Consider the following 26555-nt stretch of genomic DNA (forward strand, 5'->3'; position numbering starts at 1 on the left):
AACGCCAACGCAGTTATCACGCAAATTATGACGAAGGAATGATGCCGCAGGCCATTCTAGCCCCCCCACCGCCTAACACCTCTGGATGATCTGAATAATTATCCCCACCTGCGTGCACCATTAATGCTCGGTTCTGGATATCCTTCAAGGATTTTAATTTTGGTGCAAGGACGCTGTAGGTTGCATTGCCTTGGCTATCAACCACTAAGCCCGGTAAATCTCCAAGATGACCTGTTTTATCATAAGGTCCTTTGTGTACTCCTGTTTTCGCGGGGTCTAAATGCCCACCCGCTTTTAATGCTGGAACTGTTTTGCCCTCTTTTTCCCCTGGGTCGCAACTTGGGTTTTCATGCACATGGAAGCCATGCACGCCTCCCGCTTGTAATCCAGAGAGTTTTGGAGTGAAGAGTAATCCGTATTCGGTTTCAGAAATCACCACTTCGCCAATGGCTTTACCATCACCTTTGGCTGTCGCTTCTTTTAGCTCTACCGTGGTTTGTGCTGCATATGCCGCGCTGGCTGTGAATAATGTTGCTAACAAACATAATTTGAACTTCATACCGCCTCCAGTCATTCACGTTGTGTATTACCCTTAAGTTAAACGTTAGCATAATAAATGAATAAAAATGGGCGATTACTGCTTTTGTTATGTGAGAGCTATCGAGTTATGAACAAAAAAAAGAGCCCAGAGGGCTCTTTTATATGATTGCAGATTTGGATTTAGCTTTGATTCTGAACTTCGTTACCGAATTCCAAACTATTATTCTAAATAGTTCGCGTTAGAACAAGCCGGCGGTTAGCACCAGAGTCATCCTGAATATAATCAATAGATTTATTCAAAATAATTTGTGCTGTAGCAAGGCGGCAATCGAGCTAATCCCTAGGAGCATACACAAGTATGTGACTAGGGTTAGCGAGTGCCGCCAACGCCGCTACGGTGTAGAGTATGAAGAATAAAAAATTATTCTTTGGCTTTCCAAACACCATCCACATAAAAAGCACTCCAACCTGTTGCCTTACCGTCTTTCTCTGACGAAACATATTGCTGTTTCGTTTTACGGCTAAAGCGAACCACTGTTGGGTTACCTTCTTCGTCTTGCGCTGGTGCTTCCGCTAAATACGCCAATTTTTCTGGTAGTCTGTCTTTAAATCGTTGCAGTTCTGCCACTAATGGTGCGCGAGTTTCCCTTGATTTCGGGAACGTATTTGCCGCAAGGAAAACACCGGCAGCGCCATCACGTAGCACGAAATAAGCATCTGATTTTTCACATGGTAGTTCTGGTAACGGTACTGGATCTTCTTTAGGCGGTGCAATTTCACCACTTTTTAAGATCTTGCGAGTATTTTTACACTCTTCGTTGGTACAACCCATGTATTTGCCAAAACGCCCCATTTTCAGGTGCATTTCAGAACCGCATTTGTCGCATTCGATCACCGGACCATCGTAACCTTTGATGCGGAACTCGCCCTCTTCGATTTCATAGCCTTCACATGCTGGGTTATTACCACAAACATGGAGTTTACGACCATTATCGATTAAGTAGCTATCCATCGCGGTGCCACATTTTGGACAACGACGTTTTGCTCTTAAGGCGTTGGTTTCGGCATCATCGCCTTCAAGGATGTTAAGAACTTCATCTTCAGGGATCAGATTAATGGTTTTCTTACAGCGCTCTTTTGGCGGCAGTGCATAGCCGGAGCAACCTAAGAACACCCCTGTTGATGCGGTACGAATTCCCATATGGCGTTCACAGTCAGGGCAAACAATCGACGTGATAACCATTGGATTGGTACGCATTCCCCCTTCTTCAGGGTCTTTTTCAGCAACATCTAATTGCTTGCTAAAGTCAGAGAAGAATTCATCCAGAACCGCTTTCCACTCGGCTTCATGATTCGCAACATGGTCTAACTGATTTTCCATGCGGGCAGTAAAGTCATAGTTCATCAAGTCGTTGAAATTTTCTTCCAAACGATCCGTGACGATCTCACCCATTTTTTCCGCATAGAACCGGCGGTTTTCTACTTTCACGTAGCCACGATCTTGGATCGTCGAAATGATAGCCGCATATGTTGACGGTCGACCAATCCCACGTTTTTCTAATTCTTTAACTAAAGATGCTTCACTAAAGCGTGCTGGTGGCTTCGTAAAGTGTTGACTTGGCAACAATTCTACCAACGATAACTCAGCGCCTACTGGGATCGCAGGTAAAGTTTTATCTTCGTCATTTTTACGCAGTGCTGGCATGACTCTCGTCCAACCATCAAAACGTAAAGTGCGACCTTTCGCTTTTAATTCGAAATCGCCCGCTTTCACCGTTAATGTTGTAGAGTCGTATTTTGCAGGTGTCATTTGACAAGCCACAAATTGATTCCAAATCAACTGGTATAAACGTTTTGCATCGTTTTCCATGTCTTTTAGTGAGTCTGGCAACACATCAACATTGGATGGACGAATAGCTTCGTGCGCTTCTTGGGAATTATCTTTACTGGTATAAACGTTCGCGTCTTTTGGTAAGTATTGCGCACCAAAGTTGTCAGAAATATAACCGCGAACCATATTTACTGCGTCTTGGCTCAAGTTGGTTGAGTCAGTACGCATATAGGTAATATAACCTGCTTCATACAAACGCTGAGCCATCATCATGGTTTTCTTCACACCAAAGCTTAAGCGAGTGCTCGCTGCTTGTTGCAGCGTGGATGTGATGAATGGCGCGCTGGGTTTACTGGATGTCGGTTTATCTTCACGATCAATCACTTGATAACGTGCTTTTTCCAGTAATTTAACCGCAGCTTCTGTTTGTACTTTATTAACAGGTTTAAATGATTTTCCTGATTGAGAAGTCACTTCTAAGCGTAAATTAACGGCGCTTTTATCCGCTAAATCCGCATGCAGTTCCCAATATTCTTCAGGAACAAAAGCTTTAATTTCTCGTTCGCGTTCAACAATCAGTCTCACTGCAACAGACTGTACACGCCCAGCTGATAATCCACGTGCCACTTTTTTCCATAATAATGGAGACACCATGTAACCAACGACACGGTCCATAAAGCGACGTGCTTGCTGAGCATTAACACGGTCGATATTCAATTCACCTGGGCTTTCAAATGCTTGAGTAATCGCATTTTTAGTGATTTCGTTAAACACAACACGACTAAAACGAGAGTCATCACCACCGATCACTTCGCGTAAATGCCACGCAATTGCTTCCCCTTCGCGGTCAAGGTCCGTCGCGAGGTAGACGTGGTCAGCATCTGCGGCTAACGCTTTTAATTCAGAAACGACCTTTTCCTTACCCGGCAAAATTTGGTAATTCGCCTTCCAACCATGATAAGGGTCGATCCCCATACGTTTAACTAACGCATCTTGAGGATCCTTCTTAACTTTTTTCGTTTTGTCGGTCTTTGCTTTATCGGTAGATGAGCCTGTACTCTTTGGTGAGCCGGATTGTGAGCCAGAGCCGCTTTTCGGCAGATCACGAATATGACCGACGCTGCTTTTTACAACGTAGCCACTGCCAAGATACTTATTGATCGTTTTGGCTTTTGCCGGGGACTCCACTATAACAAGAGCTTTACCCATATTTACCTTTACCTACTATCAAAGAAGGCGCATTTTTCTATTCAAATGCGCAAAATGAGAATCTCTTTTTTATATTGCGACAGAATCACAATATATCAATATTTTTTCGTACAATAATTTGTAACGAAACGAATTTTATCCACCAGCCACATTATTTTATAAAGCATACAAATTGCTCTAGTTGACTGATTTTAACCACATAATGCGGTTTAGCCGCATTGAAAAACACACACTCTACCTGATAAAATGCTAGAAGCAACCAATTATTTTTTCAAGAGAGGCATTCTATGAACACTGAGATTCAAACTATTTCAAAGCAAGAACTACTTGAAAAAGCCAACGAAATCATTAAAAACCACGATGAATACCTCGACGGCATGTTTGTAGATAATGTCGAGCAACATCGCGATGTTTTGGTCTTCAAAGGGGAGTTCTTCCTTGATGAAAATGGCATTCCAACCCTAAAAAGCCCTGCGGCTTTTAACATGTATAAGCATTTAGCACACGTATTTTCTGAACAGTATCGACTGCTTGAGTCTGAACAGTAATAAAAAAATACCGGCTTTATTGGCCGGTATTTTTAAGGGTAGTTCAAATTGAACATTACGTCGTCAATATTCAATGAATGTTATTTCTCTTTATAACATACATTTTTATAACCGCTATTTTTATAATAGTGGTTTTTGACCTCGCTGCCACCAGCGTAATAATAGCTTATCCGCACTTTCAGCCGCACTACTGGTAAAACGCTCTACCATTTTTTTACTCATGACAAAACGGATGCTAACGATTTCTTTGGTTTCAATTGCATCAATGATTAGGTCATCACTTACCCCAATCTGATCCACCAAACCTTTTTCTAGCGCTTGAGTTCCATACCAGTATTCCCCTGTTGCAACAGCAGCAATATCAAGAGATGGGCGATTTTGATGAACAAAATCTTTGAACAGCTCATGCGTTGAGTTCAAATCTTCAACAAACTTCTTGCGCCCTTGCTCGGTGTTTTCACCCAGCATCGTCAATGTACGCTTGTATTCCCCCGCAGTGTGTAACTCTACGTCTACATCATGTTTTTTCAGTAAACGGTGAATATTAGGTACCTGCGCGACAACACCGATCGAACCAATAATAGAAAACGGCGCTGCAACAATTTTATTTGCGATACACGCCATCATATAACCGCCACTCGCCGCGACTTTATCAACTGCAACAGTAAGTGGAATATTTTTTCTTTCAATCTCATTAACTGAGATGCCGCTAAACCGTAACCATGGACTAATCCACCTGGGCTTTCTAAACGCAGTAAAACTTCATCTTGAGGTTCCGCAACTGCCAGAATTGCACTGATTTCTTCACGTAAAGAGCTAACTTCACGAGCATCCATGCTGCCTTTAAAGTCTAAGACATATAAGCAAGGCTTTTTGACGGCAGTTTGCCCTACTTTTGCCCCTGATTTTTCACTTTTCGCTTTCGCTTTTTCCTGTTTTTTAAATGCCTTTGTCCACGCTTTTTGCTCAGAATCATTCATTTTGATTTGTTGCATTTGGCGTTGGCGTTCACGGTAGCTCTCACCTAAATCTGTAATTTTTAATGCACCTTTACTTCCTTGGCGTCTCATTCCGACACCAAATACAAATACAGCAATAACCACAATGGCAACCACAATCGTCACCACTTTTGCTAAAAACAGTCCATACAAAGAGAAATACTCCACAGGTTGATCCTTCTCGTATTTAACACTAATAAAAAATGATCGCATGATTGTTCAAAAACAACCAGTAAAAAAATTGTTATCAATAACCACAGACGTTAAACAAATGTGGTAAATTGCCCTCCCGCGCAATTTACGCGATGATAACCCTCAACGCGAATCATGACGATAGGAAAAATTATGCTTCATTATCAGCCTAGACAAGATCTTTTGAATGGTAAAACTATCTTAATCACCGGCGCTACTGATGGGATTGGTCAAGAAGCAGCATTAACTTATGCACGCTTTGGCGCATCCGTCATTTTATTGGGTAGAAACCCGCAAAAATTAGCCGCAATTAAACAAGAAATTCAAGACGTCACTGGTTCAACATCAGAAAGCTACCTTATTGATTTACTGACTGCGACACCCGACGATTGCCAAGCCATCGCAGACGATATTGCAAAACAACATCCTTATTTAGATGGCGTATTACACAGCGCAGGATTACTGGGGAATATCGCTCCAATAAGTGAACAACCCGCTCAGCTGTGGCATGACGTTATGCAAGTCAATGTGAATGCTGGGTTTATGCTAACTCAAGCTCTATTACCTTTATTAGAGAAAGCGCCCCATGCATCTCTTATATTCACCAGTTCTAGTGTTGGCAAACAAGGTCGTGCAAATTGGGGCGTCTATGCCGTTTCTAAATTTGCAACGGAAGGTTTAATGCAAGTCTTAGCTGATGAATATCAAGGCACCGGCTTACGTGTAAACTGCATCAATCCAGGACGCACGCGCACTGCAATGCGCGCTGGTGCAGCACCAGGAGAAGATCCAATGACGTTAAAAACGCCCGCCGATATTATGCCAACTTATCTATACTTAATGGGTGATGATAGCGTCGACCAAACGGGAACAAGTGTAGATGCTCAACCAAATTTAAAGCCGATTAAAGCGGAGTAAACCATGAGCCAAGACCGACACGAAGAACGTCAACAACGTTTGAAACAAAAAGTGGATGAACGTATAGATGCCGCACAGTTAGAACGAGGGATCCTGATTGTCTTCACAGGCAACGGTAAAGGAAAAACGACGGCTGCCTTTGGTACAGCGTGTCGTGCGGTCGGTCATGGCAAAAAAGTCGCGGTTGTCCAGTTTATTAAAGGCAGCTGGGACAATGGCGAACGAAATCTTTTGGAACCCCACGGGGTTCCTTTTTATGTCATGTCGACGGGTTTCACATGGGAAACTCAGAACAAGCATACGGATACACAAGCTTGTCTCGAAACATGGCTGCACGCTCTTCAATTACTGCAAGACCCACAGTATGACTTAGTGATTCTTGATGAGCTTACTTATATGGTGAGTTACCATTATCTCCCACTTGCTGAGGTCATGAATGCGCTGAGCTGCCGCCCCGAAAATCAGTCGGTCATCATTACAGGCCGAGGTTGTCACCGTGAATTACTGGAATTCGCTGATACTGTGACGGAGATGCGCCCCATTAAACATGCGTTTGACGCAGGGATTAAGGCGCAAAAAGGCATTGATTGGTAATAGTTGGTGACAGCGAATTAAGGCATATCATGAAGTTTTAAAACACCCGCGCTGAATATAGCTGCAGTTTGCGACAAAAATAACACATATTTTTGTCGCTCTTCTAAACAATGGTCCTCAGTATCCCACTGACTATAAATTTCAGCCATACTCGATACCTCGAGACGATATTGATTATAAAAATCTTGCTTCGTTGTCGGGTCGTCTGAACGCCGATAAGCGTGGATAATAGCATTCACTTTCTCTGCATACTGCTGAATGTTTTGATCGTCAAAAACCGGAAGTATCACAGGATAGTCAAACATCAGGCTCACTGTATCCTGTTGTACAGATTTATCTTCACGTACCGAAACCTGTTTTATTTGTTTATCATCACTGGAAATTGCATTAATGAATTCTAAATATGAAAAACACTTTCTTTTTATTTTACTTACGTTGGTCAATGAATTTAATTCGTCTGGGATCCGAGTTCCAATAGGGTAATCACAGTTGAATACGTTATTATCAATAATGATATCATCACTGCTCTGAACTCTTCCTTTTACTCGATAATCGCCAACCTTTAATTCTTGCACTATCTGATCATGTATCGACGGAATTCCATTATTCCCATAGACAAAGCTATAGGAATAATAAATATGCTGCTGAGGATTTAATATTCCCCCTTTATTACCAGGGTAAACCATAAAATAAATATGTTTACCTTGATCCATCGTCATGGAATGTAAGCCTTGTTTCAAATATAAACTTCCCACAGATTCTCTAGGGATCACTATCAGTTTATTATCAATAAAAAATGAGTAATTATCTAACGATTCATTACTGAAGAAGAAGCGCCCATTTTCAGAGGTATGTGGTTGATATACATCGCAACTTGTTATGCCAAAACTCAAGACTGCCGCATATTTCGCCGACTTTGTACATAACATAAATATTAAAACCTTTTATTTATTTCATCATGATAAAAATAGATTAAATATACAACTTACACAATATGAAAGTGTCACAATGTGACAAGCACCTTATAAACTCTTAGCTTAAGTATTTTAAGTTTTAAATACTAAAATAACAAAGAAGTAAAAGTAATAAGCAAAATTGCTCAGTGTATTTTATTTTACCCTTTACTAATCATAAAAGGACTGGATTGGTAATTTATTTACTCTCTTGTTATTTTATTTCTATTAATTGGAAAAACATTGAAATAGATAATGTGAGAATGAAAAATTGAGTATCAAAAATTAGCGGATAATTTCAGAATTTCAATCTAAATGAAATAAAAAAAGGTTATGGCGCATACCATAACCTCTTTAAAATCTGCTAAATAACGCAGTACAAATTAGATTCGAGTACGACGTTTTGCTGTTGGACGCGAAGATTGGCGTTTCGCCGCTGGGCGTGATGCAACTTGAGTATGACGCTTCACTGCACGACGAATTTGGTTCGCTTTGATGCGGCGCTGATCGCGCTCAACAGACACTTTACTTTCTGTTTCAACATCCAGCTCAACTAACTCTCTTAAATAGTTAGTTTGCTCTAAACCTAACTCCGTCCAACCACCACGCGGTAAACCTTTAGGGAGGTCAATATCCCCGTAACGAACACGGATCAGCCGGCTGACTTGAACACCAACAGATTCCCATAAGCGGCGAACTTCACGGTTACGACCTTCCGTTAACGTGACGTTATACCACTGGTTCATTCCTTCACCACCACGGTATGACACCGTTTTAAACGATGCAGGACCATCTTCTAATTGAACACCCGTAGTTAACTGACGAATTTTTGCGTCCGTGATTTCACCAAATACACGTACCGCATACTCACGTTCGACTTCACGGCTTGGGTGCATTAAACGGTTAGCTAATTCGCCATCCGTCGTGAATAACAGTAAACCACTGGTATTCACATCAAGACGACCTACCGCTATCCAGCGAGCGCCAGTCAATCTTGGTAAACGATTAAATACTGTTGGACGTCCTTCAGGGTCATGACGAGTACACAATTCCCCTTCTGGTTTGTAGTATGCCATGACACGGCAGATTTCTTTTTCTGGCTCTTTAATCGCTAAAAGGCGGCCATCTAAACGAATTTTTGTTGTCGCTTTAACTTCAACACGGTCACCCAGTGTTGCCATTTTACCATCAACACTAATGCGACCTTCTTTAAGTAATCCTTCGATTTCTCGGCGGGAACCATGCCCTGAACGGGCAAGGATTTTTTGTAACTTTTCAGTTTGTTGCGGTTTAGAACTCATGAGATCCTCAGCTGTCGCCTTCACAGGCGTCAAATAACTTCTCGCTCAATAGGCAAAAAGTGATGAATTTGAAAACCTGCGCATTATACACAGGTTTATCCTGATCCCCTATTACTAATCTTCTTGGCAAATAAGCTTACTCAAAGGGGCTTGGGTCACCGGTTCCAACGCGAGCAACAACCGGTGTGTCATCCGTAAAATCAATAACCGTCGTTGGTTTTTGACCGATGTAGCCGCCATGGATCACTAAGTCCACTTGTTTATCCAGTAAATCGCGGATCTCTTCAGGATCAGATTGCGTAAAATCATCTCCCGGTAAAATCAAGCTGGTGGACATTAATGGCTCCCCTACGGCTTCCAACAGATCACGCGCAATTGGATTTGAAGGAACACGTAAACCAATTGTTTTACGTTTTTCATTCATTAAACGGCGCGGTACTTCTTTCGTCGCTTTCAAAATAAACGTGTAGTTACCCGGTGTATTGTTCTTAATTAAACGAAATACGGTGTTATCTACATGCGCATAGTTAGAAAGCTCGGATAAATCACGACACATTAACGTAAAGTTATGATTTGAATCCAATTTACGGATACGGCAAATACGTTCTAGGGCATTTTTTTCTTCTAAACGACAACCAATGGCATAACCTGAATCTGTCGGGTAAACCACAACGCCGCCTTTATTCAGAATTTCAACGCTTTGGCTAATCAGCCTTGCCTGAGGGTTGTCCGGATGGATATAGAAAAACTGGCTCATAGTGACCTCTATAGTTGGGTATCGACAGCATCATCCGGTGAACGACCTAAAAATGGCACTATCTATTTGCAAAACATAACAACCACAATATTACCTTTATCAAATAATATTGCGGTTCAATAAAATAATTTATATTGCAGAGTATTTTACACCCAAACCGTGATCCATCAATAAATTAGGTTATATTCTCATAAACTAAGCGGTTTTTATCTGATCCCACAGCGTCCAAACCGCATGATTATCATTAGGGAGCCATAGATTGCGTCCTAGTTCAATCCACGAACACGGTCGATGAAAATCAGAGCCGACAGACGTTTTCAATTCGGCGCCTTGCGCTAATTCCCCTAGAAATTGCTTCTCATTCGCTGGCTGCTGACAGTGGGATATCTCCATCGCATCCCCTTGGCAAGCTTTAAAATGGTCGATCAGCCGTCTTAACCACTTATTGGAAAGTTGATATTTTGATGGATGGGCTAATACCGCAACACCACCCGCGCGATGAATCGCGTCGACGGCCTCTTGAATGCTGCACCACTGAGCTGGTACATAACCAGTCTTTCCTTTCGCAAGGTAGCGCTTGAACACATTATTAATCGTTTTCTCTTTGCCAGTTTTGACAATATATTGCGCAAAATGCGCCCGAGTTACCTGTCCACCACCTGAAAGTGCTTGTGCATTCTCCCATGCATCATCAATTCCTGCTTTTTGCAAACGTCGTCCCATTTCAATGCCACGTTCTAAACGACGCTGTGATTGCTGCTCCAACAACGTTGCCATTGCAGGCTCACTCGGTGAAAAATTTAGCCCAACAATATGAATTTCAATATTTTCCCACAGGGTGGATATTTCAACGCCATTAACTAGTGTTAATGGACGCGGATTTTCTGCAAGATATGCCCTGGCGGCAATCACCCCATCACAAGTATCATGATCCGTAATTGATAAGACATTCACACCCATTACTATCGCACGTTCGACTAACTCAGCGGGCGTTAAATCCCCATCTGATGCATTCGTATGGCTATGTAAGTCATAGCGAGTCACTATTGGCGTCGAATCTTGCGACATGATGTTACCTTCTCCCTTCTTCGACTTAACGAAAATTAAAAATAAATACAAACAACTATTGACACAAACCTCATGATCCAGTTTACTAGTACGCAAGATTAGTTACATCCAAAAAACATTTAAAACCAATTTGTTTATCCAGTGAGGCATGTATGACTTTATTCAATTTATCAAATCGTTGGTGGCGCGACTTCCCAAATTGGGCGGAAGCCGCACGCGCATAAATTGTTAATGCCTCAGTGCCGAACCCGCCCTCAACCAGCGGGTTTTTTTATGTCTGAAATTAGCTTAAGGCAGCAAAATGAACAAACAAAACACCACATTAGCACATTTTAATTATCTGGATAGCCCAATTAACTATCAACCAGACCCAACGTTGCTATTTAATCATCTGTGCCAGAATAAACCCGCTACCATGTTGTTAGAGTCGGCGGAAGTCAACAACAAAGCCAATTTACAAAGTTTGTTAATCGTCGACAGCGCATTACGTATCCGAGCATTTGGTCAACGTGTCGAAATTGAAGCATTAACCCAAAATGGGCAAGCACTTCTGCCATTAATCAGTGAGCAGTTAACAGAGCAAGCCCTTCGTTGTGATTTAACAACAGAGCATTTGACCGTTGTTTTTGCGCAACCAGAAAGTCAATTAGATGAAGATAGCCGCTTAAAAAGCGCATCCTGCTTAGATGTATTACGGACATTGCCTGCACTGGCACAAGCCTACTACACCAAGCCTGAAATTCTCTTCATGGGTGGGTTATTCGCCTACGATTTAGTCGCAAATTTTGAAGAATTACCTGAAGTAACAGCGACTAACCAGTGCCCTGATTTCTGCTTTTTTGTCGCTGAACACTATTTAGTGATCGACCATCAGAACCAAGCGGCACGTTTGAAAAGCTTATTTTTTACTGCAAATGTACAAGCAGTAGCACAAGTACAACAACGTCATAATGACATTATCGTGGCTTGCCGACCTTACTTACCCACCTTGCCTTTGGGGGAACCCACTAAGTTCAGCGTTACTATCAATAAAGACGATACAGAGTATGGCAAGGTGGTGAATACACTAAAAGAGGCGATTTATCGTGGGGATATCTTCCAAGTTGTGCCATCGCGTAAATTTAGTATGCCATGTGCACAACCCTTGATTGCCTATCAAAAACTCAAAGCACAAAACCCAAGCCCTTATATGTTTTTTATGCAAGACAACGACTTTACGCTGTTTGGCGCATCACCTGAAAGTGCATTGAAATACAGCCAACAAAGTCGTGTTGTCGAAATCTACCCTATCGCAGGGACTCGTCCTCGTGGACGTAATGCGCAAGGGAATATCGACTTGGATTTAGATAGTCGCATCGAATTAGCAATGCGCACGGATGAAAAAGAGCTCGCGGAACACATCATGCTCGTAGACTTGGCTCGTAATGATTTAGCACGCATTTGCGAAGCGGGTAGCCGTTATGTCGCCAATTTGACCAAAGTCGATCGCTACTCTTTTGTGATGCACCTAGTCTCTCATGTTGTGGGCACTTTACGTCGTGATTTAGATGTATTTCATGCCTATCAAGCCTGTATGAATATGGGAACACTAACTGGTGCGCCAAAAGTCAAAGCCATGCAATTGATTGCCGAATGTGAAAAAGAACGTCGCGGCTCCTACGGTGGCGCTGTCGGGTACTTCAACGGCAAAGGGGATTTTGATACCTGTATCGTTATTCGCTCAGCGTATGTTGAAAATGGTATTGCGACAGTGCAAGCCGGCGGTGGTGTGGTACTCGACTCCTCCCCGCAAGGTGAAGCCGACGAAACGCGTAATAAGGCACGTGCAGTGATCCGCGCGATTGCTCAAGCCCACCAAGTTGAGGAGTTATTCTAATGGCTAACATCTTACTACTCGATAATATTGACTCTTTTACTTACAACTTGGTCGACCAATTACGTGCCAGTGGTCATCAGGTCGTGATCTACCGTAACACCGTCAGTGCAGAACATGTTTTATCCGTACTGACGCAATTGAATGACCCGATTTTGGTGCTTTCTCCCGGACCAGGAAAACCCAGTGAAGCCGGTTGTATGCCTGAAGTGCTTAAATCTGCGTTAGGAAAAATTCCGGTGATTGGTATTTGCTTAGGGCATCAAGCCATTGTTGAAGCGTATGGCGGCGTTGTTTCTCCAGCGGGTGAAATATTACATGGTAAAGCCTCAATGGCGACCCATGATGGTCAAGCGATGTTTGCTGATTTAGATAACCCAATTTCAGTGGCGCGTTATCACTCTTTAGTAGGTAGCCAAGTTCCTGAATCATTAACCATTTGTGCACAGTCCAACGGTATGGTTATGGCCGTGCGCAATGATGAGCAGCGAGTGTGTGGATTCCAGTTTCACCCTGAATCCATCTTAACCACGCAAGGTAAGTTGTTATTAGAAAACACCGTGGCATGGGCGCTTTCTTCCCCCAACAAAACAACAACACATTCGCACTAATGGGACACAGAGAGCCAATCATGCAAAACATTTACGATAAATTATTTAAGGCGCAAGCGTTAACTCAACAAGAGAGCCAATACCTCTTTAACGCCATCATTCAAGGTGAGCTCACGGAGCCCCAACTTGCCGCGGTGCTGATCAGCATGAAAATGCGCGGTGAACAACCTCAAGAAATTGCAGGTGCCGCACTGGCATGCTTGGAAAACGCGCAGCCATTCCCACGCCCTGATTATCAATTTAGCGATATTGTCGGGACCGGTGGTGATGGAGCAAACAGCATTAACATTTCAACCGCCAGCGCTTTTGTGGCTGCCGAATGTGGGATCAAAGTAGCCAAACACGGTAACCGTAGCGTTTCAAGTCGTTCTGGTTCCTCTGATTTACTTGCTGCATTTGGAATTGCATTAGATTTAAGTGCTCAGAGTGCTCGTGATGCCTTAGATGAATTAGGTTTATGCTTTTTATTTGCGCCACAATATCACAGTGGATTCCGTCATGCCGCGCCGGTTCGCACTCAATTAAAGACGCGCACCCTATTTAATGTACTGGGTCCATTAATCAACCCTGCGCGTCCACCGCTCGCTTTAGTTGGCGTGTATCAAGATTCACTGGTTGAGCCCGTTGCAAAAACCATGCAAATGCTTGGGTTTACTCGTGCAGCTGTGGTACATAGTGGAGGGATGGATGAAGTTTCTCTTCATGCGCCAACCCACGTAGCCGAACTAAAAAATGGCGAAGTGCAGCAATATATCTTAACAGCTAACGATTTTGGCTTAACACCCTATCAACTAAAAGATTTAGAAGGTGGTACGCCCGATGAGAATCGTTTTCTGTTAACTCAATTATTACAAGGACATGGTCAAGCCGCTCATGAAGCTGCTGTTGCTGCCAATGTCGCGATGTTATTACGTATTAATGGTTACGAAGATTTAAAAGAAAACAGCGAGCACGCACTCAATATTATTCGTAGCGGCAAAGCATTTGACCGCGTTCTGGCACTAGCTGCAAGGGAGCACTAAAATGAAAGGCACTGTATTACAGAAGATTGTAGATGACAAACTGACCTACTTGGTTGAACGCAAATTGCACCAACCACTAGCGAGTTTCCAATCTGAAGTGCAACCTGCGCAACGTGGTTTTTATGCGGCATTACAAGCTAAACGCCCTGTCTTTATTTTAGAGTGTAAAAAAGCATCGCCATCAAAAGGAGTGATCCGTGAAGATTTCGATCCTGCGGTCATTGCCAGCATGTATGCTCCTTATGCTTCTGCAATTTCTGTTCTTACCGATGAAAAATATTTCCAAGGTAAAATGGATTATCTGACTATCGTCAGCAATACCGTGAAACAACCTGTTCTGTGCAAAGATTTTATTGTCGACCCTTATCAGATATACCTTGCTCGCTATTACCAAGCAGATGCTATCTTACTTATGCTATCGGTATTGGACGATGAGCAATACATTGCATTAGCAGATGTGGCGCACCAACTCAATATGGGCGTACTCACTGAAGTCAGTAATGAAGGTGAACTGCAGCGCGCTATCAAGTTGAGAGCCAAAGTTGTCGGGATCAATAACCGTGACCTACGTGATATGTCCATTGACCTCAATCGCACTCGTCAGCTAGCTCCGCGTTTACCTGCGGGTACGGTGGTGATCAGTGAATCGGGCATCTTACAACATCAACATATTCAAAGCCTTGTCGATGTCGCAAATGGATTCTTAATTGGCAGTGCCTTGATGGAACAGGCAGATTTACCACAAGCGCTGCGTAATTTATTAGTTGGCGAGCATAAAGTCTGTGGTTTAACCCGCGAGCAAGATGCTAAAGCGGCTTTTGCTGCTGGTGCTAATTTTGGCGGATTAATTTTTGCGGAAAAATCACCCCGCAAAGTGACACTGTCACAAGCAAAGCAGATTATTCACTCAACCCCGCTTAAATATGTGGGTGTTTTTCGCGATCAATCCGTTGATTTTGTATCACATATTGCACAACAGCTAGCACTTCACGCTGTTCAGCTTCACGGTAACGAAGACAATGCCTACATTGCCCAGCTCCGTGAAATCTTGCCCGCGCACTGTCATATTTGGAAAGCACTTAACATGGCAGATAATCAAGTTATTGATTATGACCCAACTTTAGTCGATATCTTGCTATTAGATAATGGTGCAGGTGGTACAGGTAAAACCTTTGATTGGTCAAATATCCCCGTCAATAGCTCACATAAGCTGATGATTGCTGGCGGACTCAACCCAGATAATTGCCAGCAAGCGGCACAACTCGTTTGTAATGGGCTTGATTTTAACTCAGGTATTGAGATTGAGCCGGGTATTAAATCCGAACATAAACTAAACCAAGTCTTTGATGTATTGAAGAATGCCCGTATGGCACTTTAGCCAAAAACACATTCATCAATACAGAACACACAATTTTAAAATGGATAATAAATAATGAGCAAATTAGACCCCTATTTCGGTGAGTTTGGTGGGCAATATGTCCCAGAAATCCTGATCCCTGCATTAAACCAGTTGGAAGATGCCTTTATTGATGCCCAAAATGATCCTGCATTCTTAACGGAATTTCATGACCTACTCAAAAATTATGCGGGTCGTCCAACTGCGTTAACCCTGTGCCGTAATCTGACTGCGGGAACAAAAACCAAACTCTATTTAAAGCGTGAAGACCTCCTTCACGGGGGCGCCCACAAAACTAACCAAGTTTTAGGGCAAGCCTTACTGGCAAAACGCATGGGCAAAAATGAAATTATTGCCGAAACGGGTGCTGGGCAACATGGTGTTGCTACCGCCCTTGCTTGTGCATTATTGAATATGAAATGTCGTATTTACATGGGTGCGAAAGATGTTGAACGTCAGTCTCCTAACGTATTTCGGATGAAATTAATGGGTGCGGAAGTGATCCCAGTCCATAGCGGCTCTGCGACCTTAAAAGATGCCTGTAATGAAGCATTAAGAGACTGGTCTGGCAGCTATGAAACCGCACACTATTTATTAGGGACTGCGGCGGGTCCTCATCCCTATCCAACCATTGTACGTGAATTCCAACGGATGATTGGTGATGAAGCCAAACAACAGATCTTAGACAAGGAAGGTCGTTTGCCCGATGCGGTGATCGCCTGTATCGGTGGCGGTTCCAATGCTATCGGCATGTTTGCCTCCTTTATTCCTGAAGAAAATGTCGGGTTAATTGGTGTTGAGCCCGCGGGCCATGGCATTGAATCAGGGCAACACGGTGCTCCTTTGAAACACGGTCGCGTTGGGATTTACTTTGGAATGAAGTCCCCCATGATGCAAACCTCTGAAGGTCAAATTGAAGAGTCTTATTCAATTTCTGCGGGATTAGATTTCCCGTCAGTGGGTCCTCAACACGCTCACTTAAACAGTATTGGTCGAGCAGAATACGTTTCAATCACGGATGATGAAGCGCTGAATGCCTTTAAGTTGCTGTCACGTAAAGAAGGCATTATTCCTGCGTTGGAATCTTCTCATGCGCTGGCTTACGCGCTCAAAATGGCAGAACAAAATCCAAATAAAGAGCAGTTGTTAATTGTCAATTTATCCGGTCGTGGTGATAAAGACATTTTTACAGTACATGATATTTTGACCAGCAGAGGGGAAATCTAATGACGCGTTATACCCAACTTTTTCAGCGTTTAGACCAAAAAAATCAAGGTGCTTTCGTTCCCTTTGTCACGTTAGGTGACCCTGATGCTGAGCTCTCGTTAAAAATTATTGACGCACTCATCGCTGGCGGTGCGGATGCCTTAGAGATAGGCATTCCGTTCTCTGATCCTTTAGCCGACGGTCCCACTATTCAAAATGCGAATTTACGGGCATTTAAAAGTGATATCACACCAACGCTGTGTTTTGAATTATTAGCACGTATTCGAGCTAAACATCCGGATATGCCAATTGGCTTATTAGTGTATGCCAACTTAGTGTTCACTAATGGTATTGACTCTTTCTATCAACGTTGTCAGCAGTCAGGTGTAGATTCCGTTTTAGTTGCGGATGTGCCAATGCGTGAATCAAAGCCTTTCCGTGAATCTGCGATAGCCCACGGTATTGCGCCTATCTTTATCTGCCCACCAAATGGTGATGACGCCCTGCTACAGGAAATTGGCAAACACAGTCAAGGCTATACTTATTTGCTTTCTCGAGCGGGAGTCACCGGAACAGAGCAACGTGCTCAAATGCCATTAACCCATTTAATCGATAAGCTCTCTCAATATGGTGCGGCGCCTGCACTTCAAGGATTTGGTATTTCAGAACCGGAACAAGTAGCTGAAGCGATTCGTAATGGTGCAGCTGGCGCAATATCCGGTTCCGCTGTCGTCAAAATTATTGAAAATAATTTGCAGCAGCCACAAGAGATGCTCAGTAAATTAACGACGTTTGTCACTAATATGAAAGCTGCTACACAGAAATAATTCCCATCATTTATTTCTATCTAGACTTTGTGAAGCCATCCATTATTGGGTGGTTTTTTTATTCTTAATATCAATTAATTGATTTTGGTTTTTAGTCAAATTTCACATCACAGAAAACATTTCAAATATAGAGATAAAATCATTAACTTTAATTTAAGTTTAAATACGTATTTTGATATTTAAATTTTGAATGAAATATCTGTATTGATATATTAAAACCCCGGCAATGTAAATTTAATGTTAAATAAAATAGAATTAATTTAACATTCCAGATTATTATTTTATTTTCTAAAAACGAAAAATCCGGGAAGTATATTCCCGGATTTCTTTACTGCTTTCTAATCCATTAGTCAGCAAGAATAATCTTGCTTATGTCCTTAAGAAATTAGAAACGGTAACCCACACCAAACATAAATACGAATGGGTCTAAACGAGTATCGATTTTTTGTTGCTGACCATCGGCTTTAAATTTAACGTCCGTTTCGATATTCATCCACCACACTGAGGCGTTTAACATCCAGTTGTCAGTCAGGTTATAGTCCATACCTGCTTGAGCTGCAAAGCCCCAAGAGCTTGATAAATCAAGGTCTGAAAGCTTAGCATCTTTACCTGTGCTATTAAATTTCTCATCAAAGAAGAAGGTATAGTTCAGACCCGCACCTAAATAAGGACGCAGTTTATCTTCTTTACTACCGAAATAGTATTGAGCCATCAGTGTTGGTGGTAAATGTTTAACTGTTGCAATAGTACCTGTAGGACCTGTTCCAACTTTATGCTCAAAAGGTGTTGCGGCTAATAATTCCACACCAATATTATCGGTGATCATGTAACCGAAAGTTAAACCTAATTGGGTATTATTATTAACGTCAAAAGAACCAAGCCCTAATACGTTTTCAGAACCCGCATTTGGTCTTACCGTTGCAGTTCCTGCACGGAATAAAAAGTCGCCAGCTTCATGTGCAAATGAAACAGCTGGAGCTAAAGTTGCAGCAGCTAAGACAAGCGCAGTGAGTTTTTTCATTGTCATCCCATTCCTATGTTTATTATTTAGCAAAAATATAGCCTATTCTCGAATTAGATATTCAAATCAAGATCACATCTTTTGCTAATTTATATATTTCGCAATAAATCTGAGTTTATTATTCCATTACTATTTTTTTCTATTTTGATTTGAATCAATTTTCGTTAAATAACCATTAAAATAAAAAATGATTTTATATTTATTGCTAATTAAACTCACTTTTAAATATATATTTAAAATACATCTTTTGGATTTTATTCTTTATTATTCTTAATACGCGTATTTATTGAGCGCCTCTACTGATTAGGCTAACTCCCAGACTTTTCTTATCTTTCTCTACCTATACGCACGATACTCGGTTACAATCACCGTCAAATTTTTATTCCGTTTGTAGATAGGAGCAGTTACATGTCCATTTCGGCCAACTCACTCTTTCGTGACAGCATCAACTTTTTTAAAAACCAGTTGAATGGCCTTTTCACCATTGTGATAATCGCCACGGTAATCAGCGTGATTGTCTACGCAATGTTAATTCCTAATGAACGGATGATCGGCGTATTACTGGAAGCGCAAAACCAACTCCTTGAGGCGGGTAACGCAGGACTACAAAACTGGGTACTCACCCTGCCAGAAGCTGAAAAAAGCAGTATCCTAAGAGTCTCACTAGGCTTAATTCTCTCCGTGGCACTGGGCAGCTTAGTGCTCATGTGTGGCGTACTTTCTTATATTGCCAATTTATCTCGCGGTGAAGCCGTCAACGGAACCCAAGCGTTAGTGTCATCGTTACCTAAAGCTCCTGCCATGTTCCTGTTGTTGATCATCTGCTCTTTGCTTATCCAACTGGGTATCACTTTAATGGTGCTTCCTGGTCTGATTTTAGCGATCGGTTTTTCTCTCGCGCCCGCGATTCTAATGAATGAAAAAGTGAATCCATTTAATGCAATGGGGAAAAGTTGGAAGCTGGCATTTGCGAATTGGCGTATTGCTGCCCCAATGATTTTAATCTGGATGGCAAGCCAAATGCTGGTCAGTATGCTGTTAAGCAGCCTGCAACTGAATCATATCGTGGTCAATGGTATTTCGTTCTTATTTAACAATATCATTGCGGCTTTTGCTTTAATTTACTTTTTCCGTTTATACATGCTGAGCACCAAGAATGCCTAAGCTCACATAGGCTAATTGATGAAAAAGGGCGTATCTGATACGCCCTTTTTTCCGTTATATTGACTGATTTTTCTCTTCGTTTCGCTCATCCACACTTTTTTGCTGAATATGCTGCTTACTTTGAATCAAGCGAATAGCAAAATAGATATCCGGTACCACCAATAAATCATCATCTGAACGATTAATTTTATTTTGAGATAACCAGCGATTTAGCGATGTCCGCCGCCCTGCCAATACGAGCGTAACGCCTTTGGCTTTTAATGCCGTGACGAGTTCATTCAATGCAGAGAAGACGCTCACGTCGTTATGGGTGAAGCTAACGGCGGCGTCCACAATGACCCACGCCGGACGTTTACGCTGGCTATCGATATGCTTGTTTAAGCGATCTTTAAAATAGTTCACATTGAAATAGGTCAACGGTGAGTTAAAACGATAAATCAGAACCCCTTCAACCGCCTGAATATCATTATCAGGGTTCATAGAATGCAACATACCCTGTTCATCGACCCCTAATAATTGATCGGTTGGGCGGAATATCACCCGCAAAAATTGCAGCAAACCTAATAATACTGCAAAACCCACGCCGCTGATCAAGCCGACCACAAGCACCGCGCAAAGTGTGAAAACGCATAAGAAAAAGGCTTGTCGGTTCCGTTTACGCATAGCATAAATGCTGCGAAAACTAATCAGTGAAAACGTGGATACCACCAGCACCATCCCTAATGCGGGCATCGGGATATATCCTAATACGTCCATAGAAAACAGTAATACAACCAAGATGGTTAATGCCGCAACCACAGACACCATTTGGGTTTTGCCTCCCATCATGTCGTTTACTGCGGTTCGACTACTGGCTGCGCTGACCGCAAATCCTTGAGATAACGCCGACGCAATATTCGCCATACCCAATGCTCGCAGTTCTTGGTCAGCATCAACGGTATACCCATTTTTACTGGCAAAACTGCGAGCCGTCATCATAAAACTCACAAAGCTAATGACCGCCAAGTTTAAGGATGGTGTGACTAAATCCCGCAATAACCCAGGATTAAAATCGGGTGCTGCAATAGAGGGTAAGCCCTCCCCAAGATTACCGACAGTGCTAATGCCATATTGTTCTAAATTAAAGACAATACTGGCACCTGTTGCTAATACCATTGCAATTAATAAGGAGGGCCACTTACTGCGTACTCGCTTAATCAGTATCGTGATAGACAACGTTAACACTGCCACAATCAGTGTTGGAATATGCGTTTCAGACAGTGCGAGAGGTATTGCGACTAAACGTTCGATAAACCCTGACGGCAGTGAATCGATACCAAATATTTTGCCTAATTGGCTTACAATAATGGTCAGAGCTACCCCATTTAATAATCCTTGAAGAATGGGACCTGACAAGAAGTCAGCAAACATTCCCAGACGAAACCGCGCCGCAATCAGGCACCAAATTCCCGTCATTAAACTCATCACAATAATTAGCTGCCAGCGAGTATTTTCATCTCCCATAGCCAATGGCGCAACGGCTGCCGCGATCACGGCGCACGTCGCCGCATCAGGACCGATAATTAACTGTTTCGATGTCCCAAATAACGCATACATCAGCATAGGTAAAATACAGGCGTATAAACCAACAATAGCGTTGATCCCCATAAGCTCCGCATAGGCTATTGCAACAGGCAGCGCCACCGCAGCGACCGATAGCCCCGCTTTCACATCCGGTCCTAAATTAGCCAATTGGTACTGGCTAAAGGCTTGCAAACCGGGCATCAAATTAAATAATCGCGCCTTTATCATGGAGAAAAATTCTCTAAAAATTAATCAGTTAATTTATTGTGTAGACTATTTATATCCGAACTATTAAAGTTTATCTAGAACTAAGTCAAATAAGCGTAAAATAGTGCAAATCTGGTTGGATGACAGCCCTAATTCTTGGTAAAAGAGAGCAAACTTTTAACAATCTTCGCAAAATCAGTTAAACTACGTCATTGTGTTTAAGTTGACTATGTTCACGTTAAGGATCCGAATCCACTGTTATGAAACAACTTATTGATTTTATTCCTTTGGTTATCTTTTTTATTGTCTATAAAAGATACGATATTTTTTACGCTAGTGGCGCCTTAATGGTGACAACACCCCTCGCTCTACTGGCAACTTATCTTATTTATAAGAAAGTCGAAAAAGTCGCTAAAATTACTTGTGTCATTGTTATGGCGTTTGCGGCTTTAACCTTAATTTTCCATAGTGATGCCTTCATTAAATGGAAAGTCACTATTATTTATGGTTTATTCGCTTTAGCATTATTAATTAGCCAATGGTTTACCAAAAAGCCCATTATCCAAAGAATGCTGGGAAGTAATCAGGAAATTAAATTAGCTGATAGTTATTGGCTGAAACTGAACACCGCTTGGGCAATCTTCTTCATCGCTTGTGCCGGTATCAATATCTATGTCGCATTTTGGATGGCGCAAGACGTTTGGGTGAATTTTAAAGTGTTTGGACTCACTGCCAGTACCTTAATTTTTACGATTCTGAGTGTCGTGTATATTTTCAAACACATGACTAAAGAGCCCCAAATAGAGAAGCCAAAAGAGTAATTTATTTCTCTAAAATAATATAAAAATAAATAAGCTGCGCACTTTCGCAGCTTTTTTATGCCTATCACAGCGATTTGTTACAATTATCTGTGACTGGATGTACTCTAGCGGTTTACTATACTTATATTTGTTTGCTATAAATGAGCAACAAAATCATAGTGTTTAATTCCCTTTACTAAAGAGTTTGATATGCAATTACCTAACGGTGAGCTCGTTTTACGTACTTTGGCAATGCCATCAGATACCAATGCGAATGGCGATATTTTTGGTGGCTGGCTAATGTCTCAAATGGATATTGGCGGCGCGATTTTAGCAAAAGAAATTGCTCTTGGTCGCGTAGTCACAGTGGCTGTCAATGGTATTAAATTTCAAAAACCCGTTGCTGTTGGTGATGTCGTTTGCTGTTATGCTCGCTGTTTAAAAACCGGAAAAAGTTCGGTGACAATCAATATCGAAGTGTGGGTAAAAAAAGTGGCAACCCATCCAGTTGGTCAGCGTTATCAAGCGACTGATGCTGTATTTACTTATGTAGCCGTGAATGATGACAATACCCCACGCGCATTACCTGAAGACAAACAACACTTTGAATTAGAAAGTTCACAACCTCAGGCTTAATCATTCGAATATCAAAAAAGCGCTTCATATGAAGCGCTTTTTTATTTTTACTCTTACATATTTACTGTGTTTGCTTTTCTATACTTGGCTAACCGTTCCATCCACTTTGAAGTAGATCTCGGTGGTATAACCTTTTGCAGGTAATTTTTCATATTTCCAACGGTTCATCGCGCGTTTTACATCACGCTCAAACAACCCTTTTGGCGACGCTTCGACAAATTCAATATTTTGGACTCGTCCATCATCATCAATATCATAACGCACTTTTACATAGCCATTTTTTCCAAGGCGACGAGCACGATCCGGGTAATCTGGCGCTTGCTTGCTTAATGCTTTTGGACCACGACTCCCAGAGGACTGGCTAGATACTGGCGCATTATTTTTGGCTGTGGTCTCGGCTCCACGCGTATTTACGGTGTCTTTTGATAGGATATCCGTGTTGGTAGCGGGGGTTTTATTCATTGCGAGCTGTTTTTCAACAGGCTTTACAGGTTCCTGAATTTTTTTCGGTTCTTTTTTAGGTTCTTTCTTTGGTTCAGGTTTCTTTTTCACTACCGGCTTTTTCTGCGGTAAGACAATTGCAGGTTCCACTACAGGCTCAGGTTCAATGATAGGTTCAGGCTCTACCACAGGCTCAGGTTCTGACTGTGTTTCTACAGGCGGAGTTGAGGCAGGTTCAGCAAAGGAAAGCATCGCTATCGAGATAGGCTCCTCAGGCTGAGGAAATTTCGGTTGATTAAAAATCCATGCCATAGCTAGACCCGCATGAATTAATAATGAGATAGCAACGATGACTAACAGTCTGATACCACGCATATGCAATTTTTACCCTACACCAGTTTACTTATTGAATATGAGCAATAGTTTAAATGCAAATAGCAATCATATTCAATAAGGTTTAGCGAACAAAGTGAAAAATGTGAGTATAAACGTGAATACCCTTACTCAATCCACTGAGTAAATAACAGAGAATGGCGACGTCGATAGATATCCATTTTACGAATAGCATAAATTTTCATGTTACGGCGAGAGTGTCTTTCTAACCAACGGCGGCGGCGGCGAACGACCTGTCTTAACATTCTCCAGCGCCCCACTTCTTGCCTACTGCGTCTCATTTTTTAATCCTTATCAGGTGGATGGTCATAACGACGAAATATTATATGCCTTTGTTTGCGAGAACCAAGAAGAAGTTATCCGCAAAAATACGAAAATGGTCAGTTTAATCATGATCCCGTTCTAGAAAACTTACCATTAATTGCACTTTTATTTATTTAACTCAGTTTTTATTCAGAACTTTTAGCAAATTCTGGTATGTTTATTCTTAGTCTATATTTAATAAGACATATTTTCTTTTTTCGACTCTTTTTCTCTTTGTCAGTGAGGCTTGTTATCCATTATGGCAACCGTCTACACCTTAATGAGTTGGTTACTTTTTTTCCTCTATTGGTTAATTGTTGCAGGGGTGACCATACGTATCCTTGTGACACGTCGCCCCGTCACTTCAGCGATGACATGGTTACTGATCATTTATATCCTGCCGTTGGTTGGTATCATCGCCTACGCAGCATTTGGTGAGCTTCATTTAGGTCGACGTCGCATTGATAAAGCCCATCAAATGTGGCCATCGGTTGCCACTTGGTTAGAAAACTTGCGTCTCTCCAAGCATATCTTTGCCACCGATAATAGTCCCGTTGCAGAGCCATTATTTCAGCTGTGTGAAAAGCGCCAAGGCATTGCTGGCGTTAAAGGTAATCGCATTCAATTACTGACCACCAGCGAAGATTCGTTACGTGCAATAGCTAACGATATCAACAATGCTCAGCATACAATCGAAATGGTGTTTTATATCTGGCAACCTGGCGGGTTAGTAGATGAAGTCACTGAAGCATTACTCAATGCAGCGAAGCGTGGTGTTAAATGCCGTATTATGGTGGACTCTGCAGGCAGCTGGCATTTTTTCCGCAGCGATTATCCGGATAAAATGCGGGCTGCTGGCATTCAATTTGTCGAATCCCTGAAAGTTAACCTAATGCGTTTTTTCCTGCGTCGAATGGACTTACGTCAACACCGCAAAATTGTGGTCATTGATAACTATATTTCCTACACCGGCAGTATGAATATGGTCGACCCTCGTTACTTTAAACAAGATGCAGGCGTTGGTGAATGGGTCGATATTTTAGTGCGCATGGAAGGTCCTGTCAGTACCACATTAGGGATTGTGTATGCCTTTGACTGGGAAATGGAAACAGGGCAACGAATTTTACCTCCGCCACCCGATACCAATATCATGCCATTTGAGCAAGATAATGGTCACACTACCCAAATGATTGCGTCAGGTCCCGGTTTTCCTGAAGAGTTAATACAGCAATCATTGATGACCGCCATGTTCTCGGCACGTAAACAGTTGATCATGACAACGCCGTATTTTGTGCCAAGTGATGACTTACTGCATGCGATTTGTACCGCTGCCATGCGCGGAGTTGATGTCAGTATCATCATGCCACGTCACAATGATTCTTTCTTAGTTCGCTGGGCTAGTCGTTCTTTCTATACAGAATTATTGGAAGCGGGCGTGAAGATCTACCAGTTTGAAGATGGATTACTGCATACCAAAAGTGTCTGTGTCGATGGCGAGCTAAGTTTAGTGGGATCAGTCAACTTAGATATGCGCAGTTTATGGCTGAACTTTGAAATTACCGTGGTCATTGACGATAAAAGTTTTGGTAGCGATCTCACGCTGGTTCAGTATGATTACATGGCTCGCTCCACACGTTTAGATATTGAAGAATGGGAACAACGCCCATTCTGGAATCGTGTCATTGAGCGCCTATGCTACTTCTTTAGCCCACTATTATAGTTTGATGCTTATATAGTATTGACCGTTAGGAAAACGTCATGAGTCAAAATTCAAATATTAACCTAATCGATGAAGATGAAATCATTGAAATTGCCTATGACCTTTTCCTTGAAGGCGCAATGGAGAATTTGGAGCCTGCGGATCAAGTTATTTTCGCATTACAGTTTGAAGACTGCGGGGCTGCTGAAATTGTTCCGTTTAGCCAAGATTGGCATATTCTGGCGACTCAAGGGCTCCCTTTAACGCAAATGAGCGAAATCGTGATTGGGCTGGCTAAAAATCCTGAAGATGACATTGATGATATTTTTGCACGAATTCTGATCAGTCGAAATCCAAAACACCCTTTCCAACATATTGAATGGAAAAAATAACGGGTAAACAGGGGGAATATTCCCCCTGTTTTATTCTGCCAAATCCAACTGCAAATTATACTTCTTCATATAGTGACGTAAGTTATTGCGAA

22 protein-coding genes, 2 pseudogenes and 1 other annotated feature are annotated in these 26555 nt (G+C 42.1%); of the genes and pseudogenes, 13 read left to right on the top strand and 11 right to left on the bottom strand.

The window, feature by feature from the left end:
* Positions 1 to 25 precede the first annotated feature (25 nt).
* Both sodC and topA read right to left on the bottom strand, forming a co-directional pair.
* A complete protein-coding gene (sodC, locus tag PROVALCAL_RS08110; RefSeq protein ID WP_006661697.1) occupies positions 26 to 559 on the bottom strand; it encodes a superoxide dismutase family protein in 534 nt (177 codons plus the stop codon).
* A 402-nt stretch (positions 560 to 961) separates the two neighbouring features.
* On the bottom strand, positions 962 to 3580 hold the full coding sequence (gene topA, locus PROVALCAL_RS08115) for a type I DNA topoisomerase (protein ID WP_006658706.1): 2619 nt from the start codon (positions 3578 to 3580) through the stop codon (positions 962 to 964).
* A gap of 287 nt (positions 3581 to 3867) precedes the next feature.
* On the opposite strand from topA, the gene PROVALCAL_RS08120 reads away from it, so the two are divergent.
* The gene (locus PROVALCAL_RS08120; protein ID WP_006658707.1) at positions 3868 to 4128 is read left to right on the top strand and encodes a DUF2498 family protein; all 261 of its coding nucleotides are present in this window, start codon (positions 3868 to 3870) and stop codon (positions 4126 to 4128) included.
* Positions 4129 to 4248: 120 nt separating this feature from the next.
* Here PROVALCAL_RS08120 and sohB read toward each other — a convergent pair.
* Positions 4249 to 5294 (bottom strand): annotated as a pseudogene (gene sohB / locus PROVALCAL_RS08125) (protease SohB).
* A gap of 177 nt (positions 5295 to 5471) precedes the next feature.
* Between sohB and PROVALCAL_RS08130 the strand changes: the two are divergent.
* Together PROVALCAL_RS08130 and cobO are read left to right on the top strand one after the other, a co-directional pair.
* Positions 5472 to 6236: a YciK family oxidoreductase gene (locus tag PROVALCAL_RS08130; protein ID WP_036965783.1), complete on the top strand. Its 765-nt coding sequence runs from the start codon at positions 5472 to 5474 to the stop codon at positions 6234 to 6236.
* A gap of 3 nt (positions 6237 to 6239) precedes the next feature.
* Complete coding sequence (cobO, locus tag PROVALCAL_RS08135) at positions 6240 to 6830, top strand: cob(I)yrinic acid a,c-diamide adenosyltransferase (protein WP_006658711.1); 591 nt, start codon at positions 6240 to 6242, stop codon at positions 6828 to 6830.
* 17 nt (positions 6831 to 6847) lie between these two features.
* On the opposite strand, the gene PROVALCAL_RS08140 is transcribed toward cobO, so the two are convergent.
* From PROVALCAL_RS08140 to rnm, 4 genes are all read right to left on the bottom strand, one after another.
* Complete coding sequence (locus PROVALCAL_RS08140; RefSeq protein ID WP_226890318.1) at positions 6848 to 7549, bottom strand: hypothetical protein; 702 nt, start codon at positions 7547 to 7549, stop codon at positions 6848 to 6850.
* Positions 7550 to 8166: 617 nt separating this feature from the next.
* Complete coding sequence (rluB, locus tag PROVALCAL_RS08145; RefSeq protein ID WP_036963755.1) at positions 8167 to 9084, bottom strand: 23S rRNA pseudouridine(2605) synthase RluB; 918 nt, start codon at positions 9082 to 9084, stop codon at positions 8167 to 8169.
* A 136-nt stretch (positions 9085 to 9220) separates the two neighbouring features.
* Complete coding sequence (locus PROVALCAL_RS08150; RefSeq protein WP_006658715.1) at positions 9221 to 9841, bottom strand: L-threonylcarbamoyladenylate synthase; 621 nt, start codon at positions 9839 to 9841, stop codon at positions 9221 to 9223.
* A gap of 195 nt (positions 9842 to 10036) precedes the next feature.
* Complete coding sequence (gene rnm / locus PROVALCAL_RS08155) at positions 10037 to 10909, bottom strand: RNase RNM (RefSeq protein WP_006661690.1); 873 nt, start codon at positions 10907 to 10909, stop codon at positions 10037 to 10039.
* Positions 10910 to 11082: 173 nt separating this feature from the next.
* Positions 11083 to 11184, top strand: a sequence feature (Trp leader region).
* A 26-nt stretch (positions 11185 to 11210) separates the two neighbouring features.
* Here rnm and PROVALCAL_RS08160 point away from each other — a divergent pair.
* From PROVALCAL_RS08160 to trpA, 5 genes and pseudogenes are all read left to right on the top strand, one after another.
* Positions 11211 to 12785: an anthranilate synthase component 1 gene (locus PROVALCAL_RS08160; protein ID WP_006658717.1), complete on the top strand. Its 1575-nt coding sequence runs from the start codon at positions 11211 to 11213 to the stop codon at positions 12783 to 12785.
* Positions 12785 to 14415: pseudogene (gene trpD, locus PROVALCAL_RS20015) on the top strand (bifunctional anthranilate synthase glutamate amidotransferase component TrpG/anthranilate phosphoribosyltransferase TrpD). The gene PROVALCAL_RS08160 and the pseudogene trpD overlap by 1 nt, the downstream one beginning before the upstream one ends.
* A 1-nt stretch (position 14416) precedes the next feature.
* The gene (gene trpCF, locus PROVALCAL_RS08175) at positions 14417 to 15793 is read left to right on the top strand and encodes a bifunctional indole-3-glycerol-phosphate synthase TrpC/phosphoribosylanthranilate isomerase TrpF (protein WP_006658720.1); all 1377 of its coding nucleotides are present in this window, start codon (positions 14417 to 14419) and stop codon (positions 15791 to 15793) included.
* A gap of 54 nt (positions 15794 to 15847) precedes the next feature.
* Positions 15848 to 17038: a tryptophan synthase subunit beta gene (trpB, locus tag PROVALCAL_RS08180; protein ID WP_006658721.1), complete on the top strand. Its 1191-nt coding sequence runs from the start codon at positions 15848 to 15850 to the stop codon at positions 17036 to 17038.
* Positions 17038 to 17844 carry a tryptophan synthase subunit alpha gene (gene trpA, locus PROVALCAL_RS08185; RefSeq protein WP_006658722.1) on the top strand — a complete coding sequence of 269 codons (807 nt, stop codon included), beginning with the start codon at positions 17038 to 17040 and terminating at the stop codon, positions 17842 to 17844. Before trpB ends, trpA begins: the two co-directional genes overlap by 1 nt.
* 385 nt (positions 17845 to 18229) lie before the next feature.
* On the opposite strand, the gene ompW is transcribed toward trpA, so the two are convergent.
* Positions 18230 to 18865, bottom strand: a complete 636-nt coding sequence (gene ompW / locus PROVALCAL_RS08190; protein ID WP_039861823.1) for an outer membrane protein OmpW — start codon at positions 18863 to 18865, stop codon at positions 18230 to 18232.
* 408 nt (positions 18866 to 19273) lie between these two features.
* Here ompW and PROVALCAL_RS08195 point away from each other — a divergent pair, with 408 nt between their 5' ends.
* Complete coding sequence (locus PROVALCAL_RS08195; RefSeq protein WP_006658724.1) at positions 19274 to 20029, top strand: YciC family protein; 756 nt, start codon at positions 19274 to 19276, stop codon at positions 20027 to 20029.
* Positions 20030 to 20083: 54 nt separating this feature from the next.
* On the opposite strand, the gene PROVALCAL_RS08200 is transcribed toward PROVALCAL_RS08195, so the two are convergent.
* Positions 20084 to 21820, bottom strand: a complete 1737-nt coding sequence (locus tag PROVALCAL_RS08200) for a SulP family inorganic anion transporter (RefSeq protein WP_006658725.1) — start codon at positions 21818 to 21820, stop codon at positions 20084 to 20086.
* 239 nt (positions 21821 to 22059) lie between these two features.
* Here PROVALCAL_RS08200 and PROVALCAL_RS08205 point away from each other — a divergent pair, with 239 nt between their 5' ends.
* Positions 22060 to 22620, top strand: a complete 561-nt coding sequence (locus tag PROVALCAL_RS08205; protein WP_006658726.1) for a septation protein A — start codon at positions 22060 to 22062, stop codon at positions 22618 to 22620.
* Positions 22621 to 22809: 189 nt separating this feature from the next.
* Positions 22810 to 23235 (top strand): acyl-CoA thioester hydrolase YciA, encoded by a 426-nt coding sequence (gene yciA, locus PROVALCAL_RS08210; RefSeq protein WP_006658727.1) that lies wholly within the window; start codon positions 22810 to 22812, stop codon positions 23233 to 23235.
* 78 nt (positions 23236 to 23313) lie between these two features.
* Here yciA and PROVALCAL_RS08215 read toward each other — a convergent pair whose 3' ends face one another.
* Together PROVALCAL_RS08215 and PROVALCAL_RS19640 are read right to left on the bottom strand one after the other, a co-directional pair.
* On the bottom strand, positions 23314 to 24051 hold the full coding sequence (locus PROVALCAL_RS08215; RefSeq protein ID WP_006658728.1) for a TonB family protein: 738 nt from the start codon (positions 24049 to 24051) through the stop codon (positions 23314 to 23316).
* Between the two features lie 125 nt (positions 24052 to 24176).
* Positions 24177 to 24350: a YciY family protein gene (locus PROVALCAL_RS19640; protein ID WP_006658729.1), complete on the bottom strand. Its 174-nt coding sequence runs from the start codon at positions 24348 to 24350 to the stop codon at positions 24177 to 24179.
* Between the two features lie 281 nt (positions 24351 to 24631).
* On the opposite strand from PROVALCAL_RS19640, the gene cls reads away from it, so the two are divergent.
* Both cls and PROVALCAL_RS08225 read left to right on the top strand, forming a co-directional pair.
* Positions 24632 to 26092, top strand: a complete 1461-nt coding sequence (gene cls / locus PROVALCAL_RS08220; RefSeq protein WP_006658730.1) for a cardiolipin synthase — start codon at positions 24632 to 24634, stop codon at positions 26090 to 26092.
* Between the two features lie 38 nt (positions 26093 to 26130).
* Positions 26131 to 26463: an HI1450 family dsDNA-mimic protein gene (locus PROVALCAL_RS08225; RefSeq protein ID WP_006658731.1), complete on the top strand. Its 333-nt coding sequence runs from the start codon at positions 26131 to 26133 to the stop codon at positions 26461 to 26463.
* Positions 26464 to 26555 lie beyond the last annotated feature (92 nt).

The organism is Providencia alcalifaciens DSM 30120 (assembly GCF_000173415.1).
Taxonomy (GTDB): Bacteria; Pseudomonadota; Gammaproteobacteria; order Enterobacterales; family Enterobacteriaceae; genus Providencia; species Providencia alcalifaciens.